General features: G+C 57.9%; 25 protein-coding genes and 1 tRNA gene. 15 read left to right on the top strand and 11 right to left on the bottom strand.

The window, feature by feature from the left end; translation table 11 throughout:
* Positions 1-67: 67 nt before the first annotated feature.
* The 11 genes from ABNH18_RS05320 to ABNH18_RS05270 all read right to left on the bottom strand — a co-directional run bounded on the left by ABNH18_RS05320 (position 68) and on the right by ABNH18_RS05270 (position 7,282).
* Positions 68-463 carry a hypothetical protein gene (locus ABNH18_RS05320; protein WP_349381813.1) on the bottom strand — a complete coding sequence of 132 codons (396 nt, stop codon included), beginning with the start codon at positions 461-463 and terminating at the stop codon, positions 68-70.
* Complete coding sequence (locus tag ABNH18_RS05315) at positions 460-660, bottom strand: hypothetical protein (RefSeq protein ID WP_349381812.1); 201 nt, start codon at positions 658-660, stop codon at positions 460-462. The genes ABNH18_RS05320 and ABNH18_RS05315 overlap by 4 nt, the downstream gene beginning before the upstream one ends.
* Positions 660-1,064, bottom strand: a complete 405-nt coding sequence (locus ABNH18_RS05310; RefSeq protein WP_349381811.1) for a peptidoglycan DD-metalloendopeptidase family protein — start codon at positions 1,062-1,064, stop codon at positions 660-662. Before ABNH18_RS05310 ends, ABNH18_RS05315 begins: the two co-directional genes overlap by 1 nt.
* Before the next feature lie 235 nt (positions 1,065-1,299).
* Positions 1,300-1,437, bottom strand: a tRNA-OTHER gene (locus tag ABNH18_RS05305).
* A gap of 161 nt (positions 1,438-1,598) precedes the next feature.
* On the bottom strand, positions 1,599-2,195 hold the full coding sequence (locus ABNH18_RS05300) for a hypothetical protein (protein WP_349381810.1): 597 nt from the start codon (positions 2,193-2,195) through the stop codon (positions 1,599-1,601).
* A gap of 296 nt (positions 2,196-2,491) precedes the next feature.
* Positions 2,492-3,949 (bottom strand): primase-helicase family protein, encoded by a 1,458-nt coding sequence (locus ABNH18_RS05295; protein ID WP_349381809.1) that lies wholly within the window; start codon positions 3,947-3,949, stop codon positions 2,492-2,494.
* On the bottom strand, positions 3,930-4,691 hold the full coding sequence (locus tag ABNH18_RS05290) for a BRO-N domain-containing protein (RefSeq protein WP_349381808.1): 762 nt from the start codon (positions 4,689-4,691) through the stop codon (positions 3,930-3,932). The genes ABNH18_RS05295 and ABNH18_RS05290 overlap by 20 nt, the downstream gene beginning before the upstream one ends.
* Before the next feature lie 279 nt (positions 4,692-4,970).
* Positions 4,971-5,375, bottom strand: coding sequence for an anti-sigma factor (locus ABNH18_RS05285; protein WP_349381807.1), 405 nt, complete (start codon positions 5,373-5,375; stop codon positions 4,971-4,973).
* Positions 5,376-5,444: 69 nt separating this feature from the next.
* Positions 5,445-6,506 (bottom strand): PriCT-2 domain-containing protein, encoded by a 1,062-nt coding sequence (locus ABNH18_RS05280; RefSeq protein ID WP_349381806.1) that lies wholly within the window; start codon positions 6,504-6,506, stop codon positions 5,445-5,447.
* On the bottom strand, positions 6,499-7,005 hold the full coding sequence (locus ABNH18_RS05275; RefSeq protein WP_349381805.1) for a phage regulatory CII family protein: 507 nt from the start codon (positions 7,003-7,005) through the stop codon (positions 6,499-6,501). Before ABNH18_RS05275 ends, ABNH18_RS05280 begins: the two co-directional genes overlap by 8 nt.
* 61 nt (positions 7,006-7,066) lie before the next feature.
* Positions 7,067-7,282 (bottom strand): transcriptional regulator, encoded by a 216-nt coding sequence (locus tag ABNH18_RS05270; RefSeq protein ID WP_349381804.1) that lies wholly within the window; start codon positions 7,280-7,282, stop codon positions 7,067-7,069.
* Between the two features lie 104 nt (positions 7,283-7,386).
* Here ABNH18_RS05270 and ABNH18_RS05265 point away from each other — a divergent pair, with 104 nt between their 5' ends.
* The 15 genes from ABNH18_RS05265 (at position 7,387) to ABNH18_RS05195 (ending at position 14,194) form a co-directional block, all read left to right on the top strand.
* Positions 7,387-8,055 carry a LexA family protein gene (locus tag ABNH18_RS05265; protein ID WP_349381803.1) on the top strand — a complete coding sequence of 223 codons (669 nt, stop codon included), beginning with the start codon at positions 7,387-7,389 and terminating at the stop codon, positions 8,053-8,055.
* Between the two features lie 216 nt (positions 8,056-8,271).
* On the top strand, positions 8,272-8,778 hold the full coding sequence (locus ABNH18_RS05260; protein WP_349381802.1) for a hypothetical protein: 507 nt from the start codon (positions 8,272-8,274) through the stop codon (positions 8,776-8,778).
* Between the two features lie 133 nt (positions 8,779-8,911).
* Positions 8,912-9,151: a hypothetical protein gene (locus ABNH18_RS05255; protein ID WP_349381801.1), complete on the top strand. Its 240-nt coding sequence runs from the start codon at positions 8,912-8,914 to the stop codon at positions 9,149-9,151.
* Between the two features lie 21 nt (positions 9,152-9,172).
* Entirely contained in the window at positions 9,173-9,424 is a 252-nt protein-coding gene (locus tag ABNH18_RS05250) for a hypothetical protein (protein WP_349381800.1), read from the top strand.
* The gene (locus ABNH18_RS05245; RefSeq protein ID WP_349381799.1) at positions 9,421-9,726 is read left to right on the top strand and encodes a hypothetical protein; all 306 of its coding nucleotides are present in this window, start codon (positions 9,421-9,423) and stop codon (positions 9,724-9,726) included. Before ABNH18_RS05250 ends, ABNH18_RS05245 begins: the two co-directional genes overlap by 4 nt.
* Positions 9,723-10,268: a deoxynucleotide monophosphate kinase family protein gene (locus ABNH18_RS05240; RefSeq protein WP_349381798.1), complete on the top strand. Its 546-nt coding sequence runs from the start codon at positions 9,723-9,725 to the stop codon at positions 10,266-10,268. The genes ABNH18_RS05245 and ABNH18_RS05240 overlap by 4 nt, the downstream gene beginning before the upstream one ends.
* Entirely contained in the window at positions 10,265-10,789 is a 525-nt protein-coding gene (locus ABNH18_RS05235; protein ID WP_349381797.1) for a hypothetical protein, read from the top strand. Before ABNH18_RS05240 ends, ABNH18_RS05235 begins: the two co-directional genes overlap by 4 nt.
* 2 nt (positions 10,790-10,791) lie before the next feature.
* Positions 10,792-11,052: a hypothetical protein gene (locus tag ABNH18_RS05230; protein ID WP_349381796.1), complete on the top strand. Its 261-nt coding sequence runs from the start codon at positions 10,792-10,794 to the stop codon at positions 11,050-11,052.
* An 8-nt stretch (positions 11,053-11,060) separates the two neighbouring features.
* Positions 11,061-11,339, top strand: a complete 279-nt coding sequence (locus tag ABNH18_RS05225; protein WP_296029556.1) for a hypothetical protein — start codon at positions 11,061-11,063, stop codon at positions 11,337-11,339.
* Positions 11,340-11,388: 49 nt separating this feature from the next.
* On the top strand, positions 11,389-11,649 hold the full coding sequence (locus ABNH18_RS05220; protein WP_296029559.1) for a pyocin activator PrtN family protein: 261 nt from the start codon (positions 11,389-11,391) through the stop codon (positions 11,647-11,649).
* A gap of 28 nt (positions 11,650-11,677) precedes the next feature.
* Complete coding sequence (locus ABNH18_RS05215; RefSeq protein WP_349381795.1) at positions 11,678-12,019, top strand: YfdP family phage-associated protein; 342 nt, start codon at positions 11,678-11,680, stop codon at positions 12,017-12,019.
* A 4-nt stretch (positions 12,020-12,023) separates the two neighbouring features.
* Positions 12,024-12,851 carry a DUF2303 family protein gene (locus ABNH18_RS05210; protein ID WP_349381794.1) on the top strand — a complete coding sequence of 276 codons (828 nt, stop codon included), beginning with the start codon at positions 12,024-12,026 and terminating at the stop codon, positions 12,849-12,851.
* A gap of 11 nt (positions 12,852-12,862) precedes the next feature.
* Positions 12,863-13,120, top strand: coding sequence for a hypothetical protein (locus ABNH18_RS05205; RefSeq protein WP_349381793.1), 258 nt, complete (start codon positions 12,863-12,865; stop codon positions 13,118-13,120).
* A 10-nt stretch (positions 13,121-13,130) separates the two neighbouring features.
* On the top strand, positions 13,131-13,385 hold the full coding sequence (locus ABNH18_RS05200) for a hypothetical protein (protein WP_349381792.1): 255 nt from the start codon (positions 13,131-13,133) through the stop codon (positions 13,383-13,385).
* Positions 13,382-14,194 (top strand): hypothetical protein, encoded by an 813-nt coding sequence (locus tag ABNH18_RS05195; protein ID WP_349381791.1) that lies wholly within the window; start codon positions 13,382-13,384, stop codon positions 14,192-14,194. Before ABNH18_RS05200 ends, ABNH18_RS05195 begins: the two co-directional genes overlap by 4 nt.
* Positions 14,195-14,347 lie beyond the last annotated feature (153 nt).

The following is a 14,347-nucleotide window of genomic DNA, read 5'->3' as shown; positions in this document are numbered from 1 at the left end:
CGTTGCACAATCGTGATACTGGCCAGCCCACTGCCTCATGGCAGCGAGCACCGTTCCTGCCTCGCCGTCACTCAGTGTCGGCAGCGCCATCGAGCACTTCACCATCAGGTTCTGTTGGTAGGCCGGCAATGTCGTTGATGGCCGCGGCGTTGAGCAGGCGGACACCAGCAGCAGGCAGGCACACATTGCGGTATACCGGCTTAATGACTTCACGCATAACCCCGCGATCAATAACAGTCTCGTTCGCCTTCAGCGTCGCCAGCTTACCTTCAACCGCCTGGGCAATCGCCGCATGGTCATCCAGCGCAACCTGAATCGCCGCCGAGGTAGCTTTAAGCCGCGCCGCCTCAAGGTCGCCCTCATACCAGCCACGAACCGTCCAGCCACCGAAAGCGACCCCTGCCACAACAGCAAGCACAGCCAGGTAGGGCGCGGCACGTTTTAACGCAGCCAGCCACATCATTTCCGGCCACCACTGTTCACATAGAAACCGAACCAAGCCGCCGCCGCGCCCCAGATGCCGGTAGCAAATGTGGTCTGCGGCCCTGACGGGTCAGCCAGTGAAGTGAACCAGCCGAAGGTCTGCCAGCACACAAGGCCGTACAGCAGCACCAGCAAGCGGGGCACTACGCGCCACTTGTCCAGAGTTTCGGGGCTCATCACTCACCCATCGCAATCAGTGCCGGCGTCGGATCCAGATAATCCCCGTCCTTTTTTATCTCGAAATGGACGTGGTTCGGGATGCCCGGATAGCGTTGCCCCAGATCCTGGGTAAGACCGATTGCCGTATTGGCTGTAACTCCTTGGCCAACCCTTACACTTGGGTCAACGTAAAACACACGGAAGTCATAGCCACCCGCTGTGATTTGCACATACCGATAGCTCAGATCATCCCCATAGGAGTAGCCCAGCTTGGTGACGGTGCCGGTTACCGGCGATTCAATGGCTTCACCAGAGCTGGCGAGCAGATCCACGCCCTTATGGGTGCGACTGCCACGGGGCGCACCGAAGTGCCCCGCACCAAAGCCATCACTCCCCCGTCGCTTTAATTCGGACAGCTTCATGACAACCTCCTGAAATTGGCGCCTGCCATGGTGCGCCCGACCGGGTTACTCCCAGTCCGTTGAGGCGTGGCGGGCTAGAACGCTCGTTTGGCTTACTGGCTCGCAAAGGGGTCGCCAATCCCACCGAGGCCACAGTGATACCAACCAGCTTTGTTCGCCAGCCGATCCCGCCCCCGGCCTACGTCGTATAGGGGCAGAAATAAAAAGCCCCGCCGAAGCGGGACCGGGAGAAAATTGGTTGCAGCCGCAGGAATCGAACCTGCTCCGACCAGCGCCTCACTGGCCTACACGTTTTCCCTGCATCAATGGGCTACCGATACAAAGTGTGTGTCGCGCGTAGAAACCCGCCGCTCTACCGTTGAGCTTCGCTACATCACAAACAAAAAAACCCGCAGGCATAAACCAGCGGGCTCGAATAACAGGCATAAAAAAACCCGCCTAGATTTCTCTGGGCGGGCTTTTCCACGATGGGAAAATGATGGTCGTTTTTGTCCGGTACGTCAACAGGTCAAGAGCAGAAAAATAAAAAATCTCTCACGCCGCCACATCAGCGAACTGATGCCACAAGTGCCGCAGCACTTTATCTTCATGGGTAAAGATCGTTGCCATCATGTCATCAGCCCGCGCAGCCCACACATCGTTGAACTGTGACTTGCCGATCTTGGCAATCGCCGCCCGGTTCCTCACCGTTAGCACACTCTGCCCTGTCGCCTTGCAGGCCGAACAATCCACCCACCGGTCCGCCATCCGCAGCAACTCACCGTCATCCGACATTTCCGGCTCCTGCCGCCAAACCTTGCCGCGCCCTCCGCACGGGCTACAACGCATCGGGTGAACCAGTTCAAACACACACAGCGTAGCCAGGCCCTCACAGTAATCCGTTTTCCAGCCATGTCGCATACACCGCCGCCGGAACTCAGTCTGCGCCCACCCTGCCAAAGCCAGCTGCGCCTGGTTGTCATCACAGAACTTGGCTCGCCCCACCAACTCAGCCTCAGCAGGCAGGTTCCCCATGCCCATAGCGCCCGCCACATCCTGTGGCGTAATCAACACCACACTGCCACCAAAGCCACCACCATCAATCAGCAGCCCTTTCGCCGTCATCTTTGCCATCAACCGGATCGGATTCATAAAACTCCCCTGCCATTGCCTGTTTGTTCGCCGTAAAACACCGAATTTTTATCCCGACACCTGATTTTTATCTGTCGGTTTAGGTGTCTAGCCCTAACTGATTGATTTTTAATTTACTTATCTATAAATCCGACACCTAGACACCTAGACACATGAATATAGATATACACCCGCGTATGTGCGCACGGGCGCACAAGCCCCCTTTTTAGGTGTCTAGGCGTCTAGGCCAGCAAAACCGGGCCGTGCAGCTGTCGGCCAGCTGTCGGCGTAGCTGTCTAGCTGTCGGAAACGCACCATTACTGCGCACCATCGTTAATCCACTCACCCACAGCCGCCTCATAAAACGCCCTAGCCTGCTCGCCAAGCGCCTCCAGATACCCAGGCATATCACGGCCCTTGTACACCTCAGGAGGCACCCACAGCCGCACCGTGCGCTTAGGGCTCATCGGCTTAGGCAGGCACACGTCCCGCCGCTCCGGCTGCATCACACGCTTCAAATCCGCCGCCAGATCCCGTTGCCGCCGCTTGTACTCGTTATTGCGCTCGCACCATCGAATAAAAACCTTCCACAAATCTGCCGACGCCACCGCACCATAAGGCAACCCCAAGTCACCATCCTTCCACAGCTTGTGGAAATACAGCGCCGTACTCATACCCATCTCAACCAAGCTTTCCTTTTCCTCATTCAGCGGTGGCCGCGTCCATGTACCAAAATCACCCAAATCCAAATCCAGCAGGTAGCGGAAAAAGCAGCCCACCCCACCGTTATGAATCTCATCAAACAACGCCTGAAAATACGCTTGCCCCGGCACATCACCGGCATAAAGCACCATATAGCGCCGGTCACCCTGGTCCATCAGCAGCGGCACCGTCTCATTCGACAAGAAAACGATATTCAAGTGGTTCGTCTCAACCCGCTCCGGCGCGTGCTTCTCGTTAATCCGCACCGTCTTGCCCGTCACCAAATGTTTCAACTGGCCCTTGTAGTGGCTTTTCTCAGCCCGGCTAACCACCTCCTCAGCCAGCGCAAAACACTTACCCGCCTGCCAGCCCGTAAACTGGCTTTCCAGCTGCGCCTGGCCAATCGTCGCCGCAGCCTCACCATAAATCGGCATCACCACGTTTTCCCACACCGCGCTTTTACCAGGGCCTTCCGCCCCGAACATCACCACACTGGAATCCATCTTCGCGCCCGGGTGCTGTAACGGGTACGCAATCCACTTAATCAACCACTCGAACATCTCAGCCCGGTGGCCACACAGCCGCCAAAAGTGCTCAATAATCAGCGGGCAGCCCGCCTCACCCTTTGCATCCGGCTCCACAGCAAACCCCTTCCACAGGTTCACCCACTCCGGCCCCAGCTCTTGCCCCGGCTCAAACTTCAGGCCATAGACAATCTTCCGGCTCGGGCTCTCTTCCCAATTCTTAAAAAGCTCCCGCCCCACCGCATGCCGCAAGTGCGAAAGCCGCATATAAATCTGATTACGCGAATCCCACACCATGTCCGTGCCATACACCAACATGCAGTGCTTAATCATCTCCGTGATCTTCCAGTGAACACCACCCCCCGCGCCCCCGCACGCGTGACCGCGCTTTTCAGAAGAGGGCGAGGGAGAAGATTCCCCACCAGCATCATTCGCAGATAGCCGCGCCTTTAAATCGGCACGGAAGCGCTTCCGCGCCTCCTTCTTGCCCAGCGCCAGCATGTAATCGTTCCAATCACCGTGCCACGGCTCAGGCTGGGTTTCCGCCATTGCGCACCTCCCAGCTTTCCAGAATATCGTTCACAGCATCTGCCGTGGCCTGCGCCTCATTCATCTGGTCACGCAGCAGCTCCAGCAAATTCAGGCTGCCATGCAGTGCCTGAGTATCCATCGTCCGTTGGCCAACCAAAAACCGGAACTCAACCTGCCCGCCCGGCTTCCAATGCAACAGCACCGGCATATTCACCGGCATCGATGCCAAGCCACACAAACGCTCAATGCAGATACTCAACAGCGCCTTACGCTGGTCCACCGTCATCCCGGCCACCAGCCCCCCCAAAGCCGCTTCACTCTCCGGGTCAACCACCTGCGCCGCCTCTGGCAGCGGCACCAACTGGGCATCACCCGCCCGCACCAGATAACGCTGCCCCACAGGCAGGCCCTGCCCACCTTGGCGCAAACCAGGTGTGCTTACCGTTTCTCCACGGCGAATGGCAGGCAGCACCTCAGCGGTGACCCATTTACGGAAGGCTTTGGCCGCAGGCTTACGGCTTTTCAGAATGGCGTGGTAAAGACCAGATTCGTTGATGACAGTAAAGGTTTGATCCCCACCAAGGGTGGGCACCCTGTGCCTACCCTTTTCATCTTCATCGAGGTTACGAGCCAAGTCTTTGGCGCTCTGGTATTCAAGAGCACCAGACACATCACTGGCAACAAACCAGACAAGGCCAGCTCGCTCAACAACTCGGACAGGATGGGAGTTAAAATGGAAAAGCGAAGGTTTAGTAGTCATAGCAAAATCCCTGTATTTGGCTTTTCCGAACAACTGTCGCCAAACAGGTGGACGGAACCATGCGGGTTGGCGAACCGGATACAGGAACCGGCAGCCCCGAAGGGCTCCCGCACGGCCCGCCCATAACTGGCTTGCCATGCTTCGGACACAAAAAAACCGCACTGATGGCGGTGTGTCCGCCTGTATATTCCGAGTCGCCAAACCCGGCTGCCGATTTTGCGGCAGCAGGGCTAGCGTAAGCCGGATAACGGCGGCGAGTCAATAAGGTGGGAAACCGGCCTACTTCAAGTCCATGCCAACCAGCAACGAACTCAGCCCAGCCAAGGCGAATAACAGCATCACTGCTTTGAAGGCCCAGCTGATCACAGTCCAAGCGATGAAGAATTTCAGCGTCAGGAAGAACACCCGCCCGAACGTCAGATCGGCCATTGAAAGCGGGGTTTCCGCTGCCGCCGCTGGGCGGAACCAAGCGAAAAACCCCATGATTAACCCGAGTAGCGCCCCCGGTTCCACCCTCGACACTTCGCGCTGCTCTCTCTTTGCTACCGCCGCCAGCCTTGCCTTCTCTTGCTTTTGCTCGTAGGCCGCATCGGTTTTTATATAAACCCTTTCGCAACTCGGGCATGTCGACAGGGCGCTCTCCACCTCTGCCGAATACCCGCAATGCCTGCACGTTTTTTTCATCAGAACAGTTCCCTTGCTCAACACTATAAGCAGGAACCTTGCCGCGCCCATGAATCGGAGTCAACGCCATCAAGCCGCCTCCCCAACCGGAGCGGGCGGCACATACACCACCCCACCCAACGCCGCCTGGCAAGCCAGCGCCGCATCCTGCCCTGCCTGCTTGCCCGTTTTAGCGTTAACCGCATCATTATCCGCCGCCCAAACCGGGGGCCTGCCCATCATCAAGCCAGCCCCGTGGAACGCCTGCCCCACCGGCAACATGTTTCCGGAATCAAAACAACAAACCACCGGCCAGCCGGTACCCATCTCATAAACCGAAGCCGACGTTGCATACCCCTCGGAAAAACCCACCAGCTCGGCCTTGTCCAAATCGCCAATCACATGGAAGCAGCCCTTCTTCCGGCCATACCGCGGAAACAGCTTCGTACCGCCCGCCTTAATTACCTGCACAGACCACAGCTTCCCGGCCGCATCCCTCATAGGCACCACCAGATCACGAAAATCCAGCTTCAAATAGGAAAGCGAATCCGGGCGAGGCTTCGGCACCGTGCTGAAAAACTGCCGGATCTCATTGCCCGCCAAAACCCGGGAGGCACCCGCCGCGTCATCCACCACCAGCAACACAGGCTGGCGAGCCTCGCGAACACCATGCGCCCCCACCCCTTTCGCCTGCAGGTAGGGCTGCGCCTTCACATCAACCAGCCGCGTGTATTCCTGCCAAATAGTCACACACGCTTGGCTCACCGCTTCCCGCATAACAGCGGCCCGCTTTTCGTCGGCCTCAACCTCAGCCTGCCGAGCCTTACGACGCTCAGCTTGCTCTTTGCGCAGCGCCCTCTTTTCCTCAGCCGTAAGCTCCCGCTTGGGCCGCTGCCAGCCACCCTGCACAGCCAACTTAATCAGCGTACCAATGGTGTAATGGCCCGCCTTCGCGCTGCGCCAGGTGGCCTTGCAGGCCCCCTTCTCATAGCTCTGGCCCTGCTGGCTAAACGCATCGAATAAATCAAAACCGGCCTCGCCATATTCATCCTTCAACGCACCAGCAACAGAAAACCACACGTCACGGTCACAATCCGCCGCCACATACAGCAACGCCTGCTCCGCTTCATGAATCGGCAACGGCTCATGCATCGCTCACCTCACCAAACTGCTTAGCCGCTTCCACCAGGCTAAACCCGGATTGAACAAGGCGGTACAGGCTCTTTTCCAGCACCGCCAATTCATCCGGGTCCACCTGCCCATCGGCCAGCGCATCCCGCACATCGGTGGTCATCTTGCCCACCCGGCTAACCAGATCGGCAAGGCCGCTGAATAACTCAGACTTCGCAGAATCATCCACCGCCGGCATCGGCAACCACACGCAACCCGTAATCAACGACAACGCATCAAGAATTTGCTCAACATCCCCATGGTCACGGGCATACTCGGTAATCAGCTCGAATTGCTGCAGGGTGGGGTTACGGTGGGTGTCGTTCAGGTTCAGGTTGTTATAAAGGCGCTGGGTATCAATGTCGTAGGTAGCGCAGATCTTCTTGATGTTCTGCCGCTTGGCCGTCATTGCCAGCGCCGTTTTCAAGTCAGGCAACGTATTCTGAGCCAGCTCAGCGCGGCTCATGCGTGGTTTATTCATGCTGAAACTCTCTCCCGGGTTTCTCTAAACAGGCAGGCATGCCGCCTTTACTCTGTAATGGTCAGGCCGCTTTGCTGGCGCGAAACACATCAGGACGCAGCTCTTGGCAGGTCACCTCACCGCCTGTCATGTCCTCGATGTCCTGGCAAAGCTCAGCCGGCACCCGCCGAAGCCCGGAGGCAATCTGGCTAATGAAGGGGGCAGAAACCCCGAGCCGCTCCGCGAACTCCTTTTGGGTGCTACCCACTACTGAAATTGCTTTTTTGATCGGGTTCATAGAACACCCCTCAGATGTACACCCGAACAAATTAGCACCGGCTAATGAATGAATCAATAGCAGAAGGTAATTTACTTTTGCTAAAGGCTAGGGAGAATTGAGGCATGACTGATACGACTTACGCCCACAAGGCCCGCGTGGAAGCCCTGCGCACACTGGTTCTGGAATATGGATCACAAGCCAAATTCGCCCGAAAATTCGGGCTAGATGCCAGTTACATCTCCCAAATACTGAGCGGCCACCGCTCCTTTGGTGAGAAGTCCGCCCGTAACATGGAGAAAAAACTGGGCATCCCGCTCGGCGCCCTAGACGGCCGGCTGCTCGCCAACGAAATAAAAGATTCGAACATTGAGCCCGCGTATGTACCCCACACCACCCGGTCCGCACCAGTTGTAAGCTGGGTTCAAGCCGGCCAATGGGCTGAAGCGATTGATCTATACAGCGCCGGGGAAGGCGAAAGCCAGGAAGAAACGCCCACCAACGCCGGCCCACATGCGTTTTGGTTGCGAGTCAAAGGCGACTCGATGACAGCACCAGCAGGCCTAAGCGTGCCCGAGGGCTACCTAATCATGGTCGACCCGGATAGCCTCCCCGAAAACGGCAGCTTAGTGGTCGCAAAGCTGGACAGCGAAGACGAAGCTACGTTTAAAAAACTGGTATTCGATGGCCCCAACCGATACCTAAAACCACTGAATACGGCTTACGACACAATAAAAATCAACGGCAACTGCCGGATCGTTGGGACCGTAAAAGAAATTCGGTTTCGACCTTAAAAACAATCACTACTGATTAACCATGGAGGGGAAAGTGACAAAGCGTGATAACGAGAGCAATAATAACCAAGGAAGATCCAGCAAAGCAGACCGCTCAACACACGACTCTGCACGGAACCGACAGGATGGTGCTAACCTTACATATGGCGAACGCGAAAAAGGCTCAACCATCCACCAAAGCAAACCGAGCCCTAAACCCCCCAGGAGATAGGCCTCATGGATAGTCTTGAGCGCCACGCAGATATACTGCATAACATAAGAACTGGCGTGCGGTACCATATGCGCCGTCACGCTTTTTTTGAGCGCTGGCACCGCCTCACCGGGCTTTCATCACTGATATTCAGTTCTGCAGCGGTTGCCGTTTTCATCGCCCCGCACACAAAATACGCAACTTGGCTGGCGGCGCTCATCGCCATCATTCAAGCAATTGATCTAATGTTCGAAACACAAAAGCGCGCGAGCCTTCATGCAGACCTGCGCCGCCGATACGTTTCACTCGAACCAACACTGGCAGCAAGCCAAGAATTGGCCGAAACAGAGTATGCAGAAGCGAAAAACAGCATAGCCCTCATTGAGCTTGATGAGCCCCCAATCAAAGAAACCCTAATAGCCCTCGCCCAAAATGATGCGGCCACCGTTTCTGGGTACACAGAGGAAGATAACCCCGACACCTTCACACCGCTCAACTGGTTTCAGGCACACTTCCCGAACCTCTGCCCATAATCATCAAATAGTTACCAGGCCCGCCCCAAGCGGGCTTTTTTGTGCCCTCCAGAAAATAAATTAGCATTAGCTATTGACTCTATTATTTAGCCTGCGCTAACGTATTTAGCACAAGCTAACGGAGTCATTAGCAATGAGCATCCACATACACCCCACTGCCGCCACACCGGCAGCCATCTACAAGCTCCAGCGCCAAACCGGCCTGGTCGCCGTTATCCATGGCACCAGCGCCCAGCTGATCCCCCACAGCCACTGGCTGGCCCGTAAAGGCAACGCTCTGCCGCGCCAACAGCGTCGCAGCGCCGTGCCGGCCATCCAGCGCCTGAGCGCCCACCACCGCCATCACGGCGGCGACGGCCCCAGCGCCGCCTAAGCAGAACAGAGGGAGGACAGCATGAGACTCACCATGCAGAACGAAAAGGAACTTCGCACCGCCATACGCGGTACCGACAAAGGCGCCCGTAGCACCACGCTGATCCGCGTCCACGGCATCACCCTAGCCGCCGCCGTTAGCAAAAGCGAAGTGGCCACCACCGTGACCATCTACCCGGCCAACAATCCGAACCAGGTGATCTACCAAGGCACCGGTACCGCTGGCGAATGCTATGCGGATGCCGCCGACGCCATTGAAGGGGCCGTTGTATGAACCTGCTACCAGAAGACACCCGCGTCTCAGTAGACGACACCAATTTCATTGGCGACACCATCATGCGCATGGCAAACCGCGGGGTTCGGCAGGCGCTGAATGACGAACTCGATCTGTGCCACCAAACCGAAAGCAACCTCATGGGAATCTGGCTTTGCCTCCCTAACCACCCGCTCGGCGACCTCACTCAACGCGCCCAAATGCTGATCACCGCTGCCAAGCACCACCACCGCGGGCAGCCATACGCTCCCATCGAAGCTGAACTCGACCTAGCGGGCCTCACAACCGGAGAACCCGAATGAAAATCATCGCCTTCACCGGCCCCGGTGGCGCCGGCAAAAACACCGCCGCCGAAGCCCTGGGCACCCAGTGGCACACCAACGAAGTGGCCTTTACCACCCCACTGTATGACATGGCAGCCGCTGCACTGGGCATCACCCCGGAACAAGTCAACCAGCTCAAACAGCAAGGCGACAAAGCGATCCGCGCCCTGCTCGAACAGCTCGGTGATGCCGTGCGCAACACCATCCGCCCGGACTACCTCATCGTGCGCCTGGTCGACACCCTGCGCGAACTGGAAGACAGCCAAGACACACCCGAACTGGCCGTCATCACCGACCTGCGCACCGAAGAAGAGGCAAGCTGGGTACGCGCCATGCGCGGCCACGTCATCCATGTGAACCGCCCCGAAGGCACCAGCACCAGCCAACACAGCACCAATCAGCCCATCACCATGGAACAGGGCGACGGCTACCTGCTCAACGCAGGCACCGTGGAAGACCTACATAAAGAAGCCATTAACGCAGTGCGTGCAGCACTCCAAGGCAAGCAGGTGGCCGCATGAACCTGCTAGCCCGCCTGCTCTACAGGCTCACTGCCAACCGCCCCACACGGCTAATCAAAATCAGCGGGCAGGCCTACCTTGAGCGCTACTTCCTGTGCCAGGTACTCGGCATCACCGTTTACCTGCACCGCTTTGTGCGCGACGACAAAGACCGCGCCCTTCACAACCACCCATGGCGGCACGCCATCAGCATCGTGCTCACCGGTGGCTACACAGAACACCAAGGCCTGCTCATGGGCAGAACACCTGATGGCATCGAAACCGTGCTCACCACAGTGAAGCCCGTGAAGTGGTTTAACCACATCCGCCACAGCAGCCACCACCAGATCGTCCGCGTCAAACCCGAAACCTGGACGCTCTTCATGCACACCCGCTGGCGGTTTGAATGGGGCTTTCTCGAACGCCTCACCGGCCCACTGCCGCACTACCGCTACCGCAAGCACAACCCGGAACAACCTCGCCAATGGTGGCGCACAGCGCCCCCAGCCAAGCGGGCAAACCGAGAACCCTTCGGAGGTTAACCATGAGCCAGCCCACCTACCGCATCAAGCAAGCCGCGCAGCGCCTTGGCACCAAGCCAGGCCACCTCCGCCAACAGCTACGCGGCATGGGCGCCATCACCGCCGAAGAACGGGCCCACCCAACATGGGTGCGCGAGGGCTGGCTCAAAGAAGAACACACCCAGTACCACCACCCAGTGGCGGGCTGGAAATGGCAAACACGTATCGACATTACCGAAGCCGGCCTGGCTGAACTATTTGGCCGGATTGATCAAGCCGCATAGAGGGGCACATGGAATGGACGCAAAAGCACAAATACGCGCTCAGCGCCGGGGCCTACCAGGTCAGCAAGACATACACAGCCACCAAAGCCGTGTACACCGCCTGGCCACCCAAACCGCCCTACAGCAGAGCCCTGCCATGGCAGGGCCTCGTGCACCAGTGCATTGGCTGCTACAGCGATGCCGGCCAGGCAAAAGCCGCCTGCGAAGCCCACGCGGCACTGTCCAGCTTATGCAGCTTCCTCTACCGACAGAGCGACAGCAAAAACAAACCGACTGCGCCCTGCTGATCATCACCCTGGTCAGCGGCAGCGCCCTAGCAATCTGGCTGCTACTGCGATGAACACACTATTTCTACTCATGGCCGAATTCGAGACAGCGGAAATCCCGCTGGACGCCCTCGCCGAAAAATACCTCGGCCTGAGCCCAGCCCAAGCTAAACGCCGCGCCGCCCGCCAGGCACTGCCGTTTCCCGCACACCGGGGAAGCCGCAGCCAAAAGGCCCCGTGGCTAGTGCACACCCAAGACCTCGCCAACCACCTCGACGCGCAACGCAACGAAGCCGCCCGGGAATGGAAAGCGATCAACGAAGCAGCTTAACCACCAACCCCCAATGGGAGAGAGAACCATGCGTACAAACGTAGATGACTTCATCAGCGAACTGGACGGCGGCATGTTCGCCCAAAAGCTCGGCCAGGCCCTGTCCGATGTCGCCGCCGGCACCATCGACCACGGCAAAGGCAAAAAGAAAGGGAAGATCACCATCGAGCTGGACGTTCAGCAGATCGGTGAATCCCACCAGGTGCAAATCGGCCACACCCTGAAAGTGTCGCGCCCCACCCTGCGCGGTAAGGCTACCGAAGAAGACACCACCACCACACCCATGTATGTGGGCAAGGGCGGCAAGATGACCATCGCCCCCGATGCCCAGATGGATTTCCTGAAAACCCCCGCAAAAGAGGAGCAATAAGCTCATGGAAACACTCGCCACCACAACCCTACTGGAACACATCCAGGACAACACCACCCGCCTTGAATTCAACAAGGCGGCAACGGAACAAAATCTCGACGTAGCCACCCTGCCCAACGATACAAAGGTGCTGGATCTGGAGCAGTTCAAACCCCAGCGCAATCGCTTTCGCGGAAAATTCGCCACCAGCAGCGTTGAAGATTTTGTGAACTACACAGAGGCCAAGGCTGATTTCGGTGCCGAGTGCTTCGTCTACCCGGACGACATGACGGCCACCGCAGTGCTGAACCTTGGCAGCATCGTGGCGCCGGGCCACGCCGACAGCCTGGCCAAGATGAAGCTGAAAACCACCGCCGCCTTCGACGCTATCAACAAAACCGATGGCGCCGCACGCTCCCAGCAGCAGCTGGCCGAGTGGCTGGAAGACTGGCGCGACAGCGTTCAGGGGCTCACCAACGACGAACAGGCACTCACAGCCAACCAAGTCATCGCCGCCATCCGCCGCATCACCATCAAGGCCGGTAGCACCAGCGATCACACCGAAGGTCAGCTCAGCGCCACTCGCTCCTCGCTTGAACAAGTGGAAGCCAGCAGCAACAACGAACCCCTGCCGAGCTTCATTCTCTTCAAGTGCACCCCCTATCAGGGGTTGGCTGAGCGCACCTTCGTACTGCGCATGAGCTTGCGTACCGTCGAAGATAACCCCCTGCTCAGCCTGCGGATCATCCGCCCTGAACAGCACGAAGAAGAAATGGCCGAGGAGTTCGCCGGCCTGCTGCAAGAAAAATTCGGCGACACCCTCCCCGTCACCATCGGCGCCTTCAGCGCCTAACAGGAACCAGCATGCTAATCGCCCGTTTCTCCTTGCACGACGAACAACCATGGATCAGCCCCAAGGCACGCAGCCTTGGCAGCCGGAAATGGTTAATCAAACTCCACGCGGGAAACGGGCCTGCACGCAGCACAGACGAAATCCGCAACCAAAACCCCTGCAACCTGGTGGACATACTCGAAACCGCCACCCAAAGCATCGACGACCTGCTGAGCGAACACGCCCACACCGTCACCGATGCCGGGTTCCAGGTGTTTTTGTTGAGATAGGGAGACGATCATGACTGAAAAACTACGCGAACAAGTGCTGGCCCAAGTCCAGGAAAACGGCCCCACCACCTGCCCACTAATCGCAGGCGCCATCGGCACCCACTCCCGCACCATCGCCCCGATCCTGCGGGCCCTGGGAAACGAAGGCCACATCACACAAACCGGCCTCACCAGCAGCAACGCCATCATCTGGTCAGCCCACCGCAGCCGCATCGATGAGCTAATGCAACGCTTCATCACCCAACCAGCAGGGGCCGCACTATGAGCGAAATTAGAGAGGCGTTTAAAAAGTGGCTCGCAGAGCAAACCGGAAATCAACACGCGATAGACGACTACAAAACTGCGGCCCTGGAATTCGCATGGCGGGCATGGCAAGCCGCCCTGCAATCCGTAGAGGGTGCTGAGCCGGTGGGGTATCTAACGAATCAGGCCGTTGCTCGATTGCAGAGCGACGCAAGGCTAAACGGCGAGCATCTTTACGCGTTTAAGCCGGATGACATGAGCAAGTTTCGTGAGGTCTATCTGCGCCCATGTACGGAGACAACTGCGCCGGTAGCTTTCGCTGTTTTTGAGGACAACGGAAATATAAGAATCTGGGGAGCCAATGGCAAACAAGTCGACGATCTGCGATCTCGTTTCGGAAAGCGGCTTCGTCCGCTCTACGCAACCCCAACTGTCAAGGATTCCTTGACAGCCCAGATCGAACCCATTGGGTATGCAGACCCTGACACTTTGTCTGACTATCGGGCAGGCGACAGGTTGCACATCCCTGTTTATCGCCCTGATGCGTCCGCAGATTGGCAGGCCGGAATTCCGGTTTATCTTCACACCGCACCCCAGCCCGCACACTACGCCGGGGTACAGGTATGCCAGCTTTGCATACGCAACCCCGTCCAGCCCCGCCACGAAGTGCAGGCAGAGGCGCTGGAAGAGTACGCGGATGAGCTTGATGCGGTATTCGCGAGAGCGCAAGAGACCAGCGCAAGCAACTGCCCAGCATGGCACGCCGGGCAGTTTGCCAAGGACGCTCGCAAGCAAGCCGCACGCCTTCGCAGTAATGGGGGTGAGTCGTGAGCATGGATTACATTCGACGCACTTATGGCGTCCCTGTAAAGCGTGGCATGAGAGTAAGGGTGAGAGCGTTCGACGGCTGGACAGACGGCAGAATCACAAGCGCATCTCATTATGTGATGGTTGCTCCCGATAAATGGCCAAACGCTCGACTTC

Origin of the sequence: Alcanivorax sp. (assembly GCF_040118815.1) — a bacterium.
Taxonomy (GTDB): domain Bacteria; phylum Pseudomonadota; class Gammaproteobacteria; order Pseudomonadales; family Alcanivoracaceae; genus Alcanivorax.
This window is presented reverse-complemented; position numbering and strand designations above follow the sequence as displayed.

Excerpts from the sequence above, each read along its gene's own strand:
- ABNH18_RS05320 (WP_349381813.1), bottom strand. The coding sequence starts at position 463 with ATGATGTGGCTGGCTGCGTTAAAACGTGCCGCGCCCTACCTGGCTGTG.
- ABNH18_RS05315 (WP_349381812.1), bottom strand. The coding sequence starts at position 660 with ATGAGCCCCGAAACTCTGGACAAGTGGCGCGTAGTGCCCCGCTTGCTG.
- ABNH18_RS05310 (WP_349381811.1), bottom strand. The coding sequence starts at position 1,064 with ATGAAGCTGTCCGAATTAAAGCGACGGGGGAGTGATGGCTTTGGTGCG.
- ABNH18_RS05300 (WP_349381810.1), bottom strand. The coding sequence starts at position 2,195 with ATGAATCCGATCCGGTTGATGGCAAAGATGACGGCGAAAGGGCTGCTG.
- ABNH18_RS05295 (WP_349381809.1), bottom strand. The coding sequence starts at position 3,949 with ATGGCGGAAACCCAGCCTGAGCCGTGGCACGGTGATTGGAACGATTAC.
- ABNH18_RS05290 (WP_349381808.1), bottom strand. The coding sequence starts at position 4,691 with ATGACTACTAAACCTTCGCTTTTCCATTTTAACTCCCATCCTGTCCGA.
- ABNH18_RS05285 (WP_349381807.1), bottom strand. The coding sequence starts at position 5,375 with ATGAAAAAAACGTGCAGGCATTGCGGGTATTCGGCAGAGGTGGAGAGC.
- ABNH18_RS05280 (WP_349381806.1), bottom strand. The coding sequence starts at position 6,506 with ATGCATGAGCCGTTGCCGATTCATGAAGCGGAGCAGGCGTTGCTGTAT.
- ABNH18_RS05275 (WP_349381805.1), bottom strand. The coding sequence starts at position 7,005 with ATGAATAAACCACGCATGAGCCGCGCTGAGCTGGCTCAGAATACGTTG.
- ABNH18_RS05270 (WP_349381804.1), bottom strand. The coding sequence starts at position 7,282 with ATGAACCCGATCAAAAAAGCAATTTCAGTAGTGGGTAGCACCCAAAAG.
- ABNH18_RS05265 (WP_349381803.1), top strand. The coding sequence starts at position 7,387 with ATGACTGATACGACTTACGCCCACAAGGCCCGCGTGGAAGCCCTGCGC.
- ABNH18_RS05260 (WP_349381802.1), top strand. The coding sequence starts at position 8,272 with ATGGATAGTCTTGAGCGCCACGCAGATATACTGCATAACATAAGAACT.
- ABNH18_RS05255 (WP_349381801.1), top strand. The coding sequence starts at position 8,912 with ATGAGCATCCACATACACCCCACTGCCGCCACACCGGCAGCCATCTAC.
- ABNH18_RS05250 (WP_349381800.1), top strand. The coding sequence starts at position 9,173 with ATGAGACTCACCATGCAGAACGAAAAGGAACTTCGCACCGCCATACGC.
- ABNH18_RS05245 (WP_349381799.1), top strand. The coding sequence starts at position 9,421 with ATGAACCTGCTACCAGAAGACACCCGCGTCTCAGTAGACGACACCAAT.
- ABNH18_RS05240 (WP_349381798.1), top strand. The coding sequence starts at position 9,723 with ATGAAAATCATCGCCTTCACCGGCCCCGGTGGCGCCGGCAAAAACACC.
- ABNH18_RS05235 (WP_349381797.1), top strand. The coding sequence starts at position 10,265 with ATGAACCTGCTAGCCCGCCTGCTCTACAGGCTCACTGCCAACCGCCCC.
- ABNH18_RS05230 (WP_349381796.1), top strand. The coding sequence starts at position 10,792 with ATGAGCCAGCCCACCTACCGCATCAAGCAAGCCGCGCAGCGCCTTGGC.
- ABNH18_RS05225 (WP_296029556.1), top strand. The coding sequence starts at position 11,061 with ATGGAATGGACGCAAAAGCACAAATACGCGCTCAGCGCCGGGGCCTAC.
- ABNH18_RS05220 (WP_296029559.1), top strand. The coding sequence starts at position 11,389 with ATGAACACACTATTTCTACTCATGGCCGAATTCGAGACAGCGGAAATC.
- ABNH18_RS05215 (WP_349381795.1), top strand. The coding sequence starts at position 11,678 with ATGCGTACAAACGTAGATGACTTCATCAGCGAACTGGACGGCGGCATG.
- ABNH18_RS05210 (WP_349381794.1), top strand. The coding sequence starts at position 12,024 with ATGGAAACACTCGCCACCACAACCCTACTGGAACACATCCAGGACAAC.
- ABNH18_RS05205 (WP_349381793.1), top strand. The coding sequence starts at position 12,863 with ATGCTAATCGCCCGTTTCTCCTTGCACGACGAACAACCATGGATCAGC.
- ABNH18_RS05200 (WP_349381792.1), top strand. The coding sequence starts at position 13,131 with ATGACTGAAAAACTACGCGAACAAGTGCTGGCCCAAGTCCAGGAAAAC.
- ABNH18_RS05195 (WP_349381791.1), top strand. The coding sequence starts at position 13,382 with ATGAGCGAAATTAGAGAGGCGTTTAAAAAGTGGCTCGCAGAGCAAACC.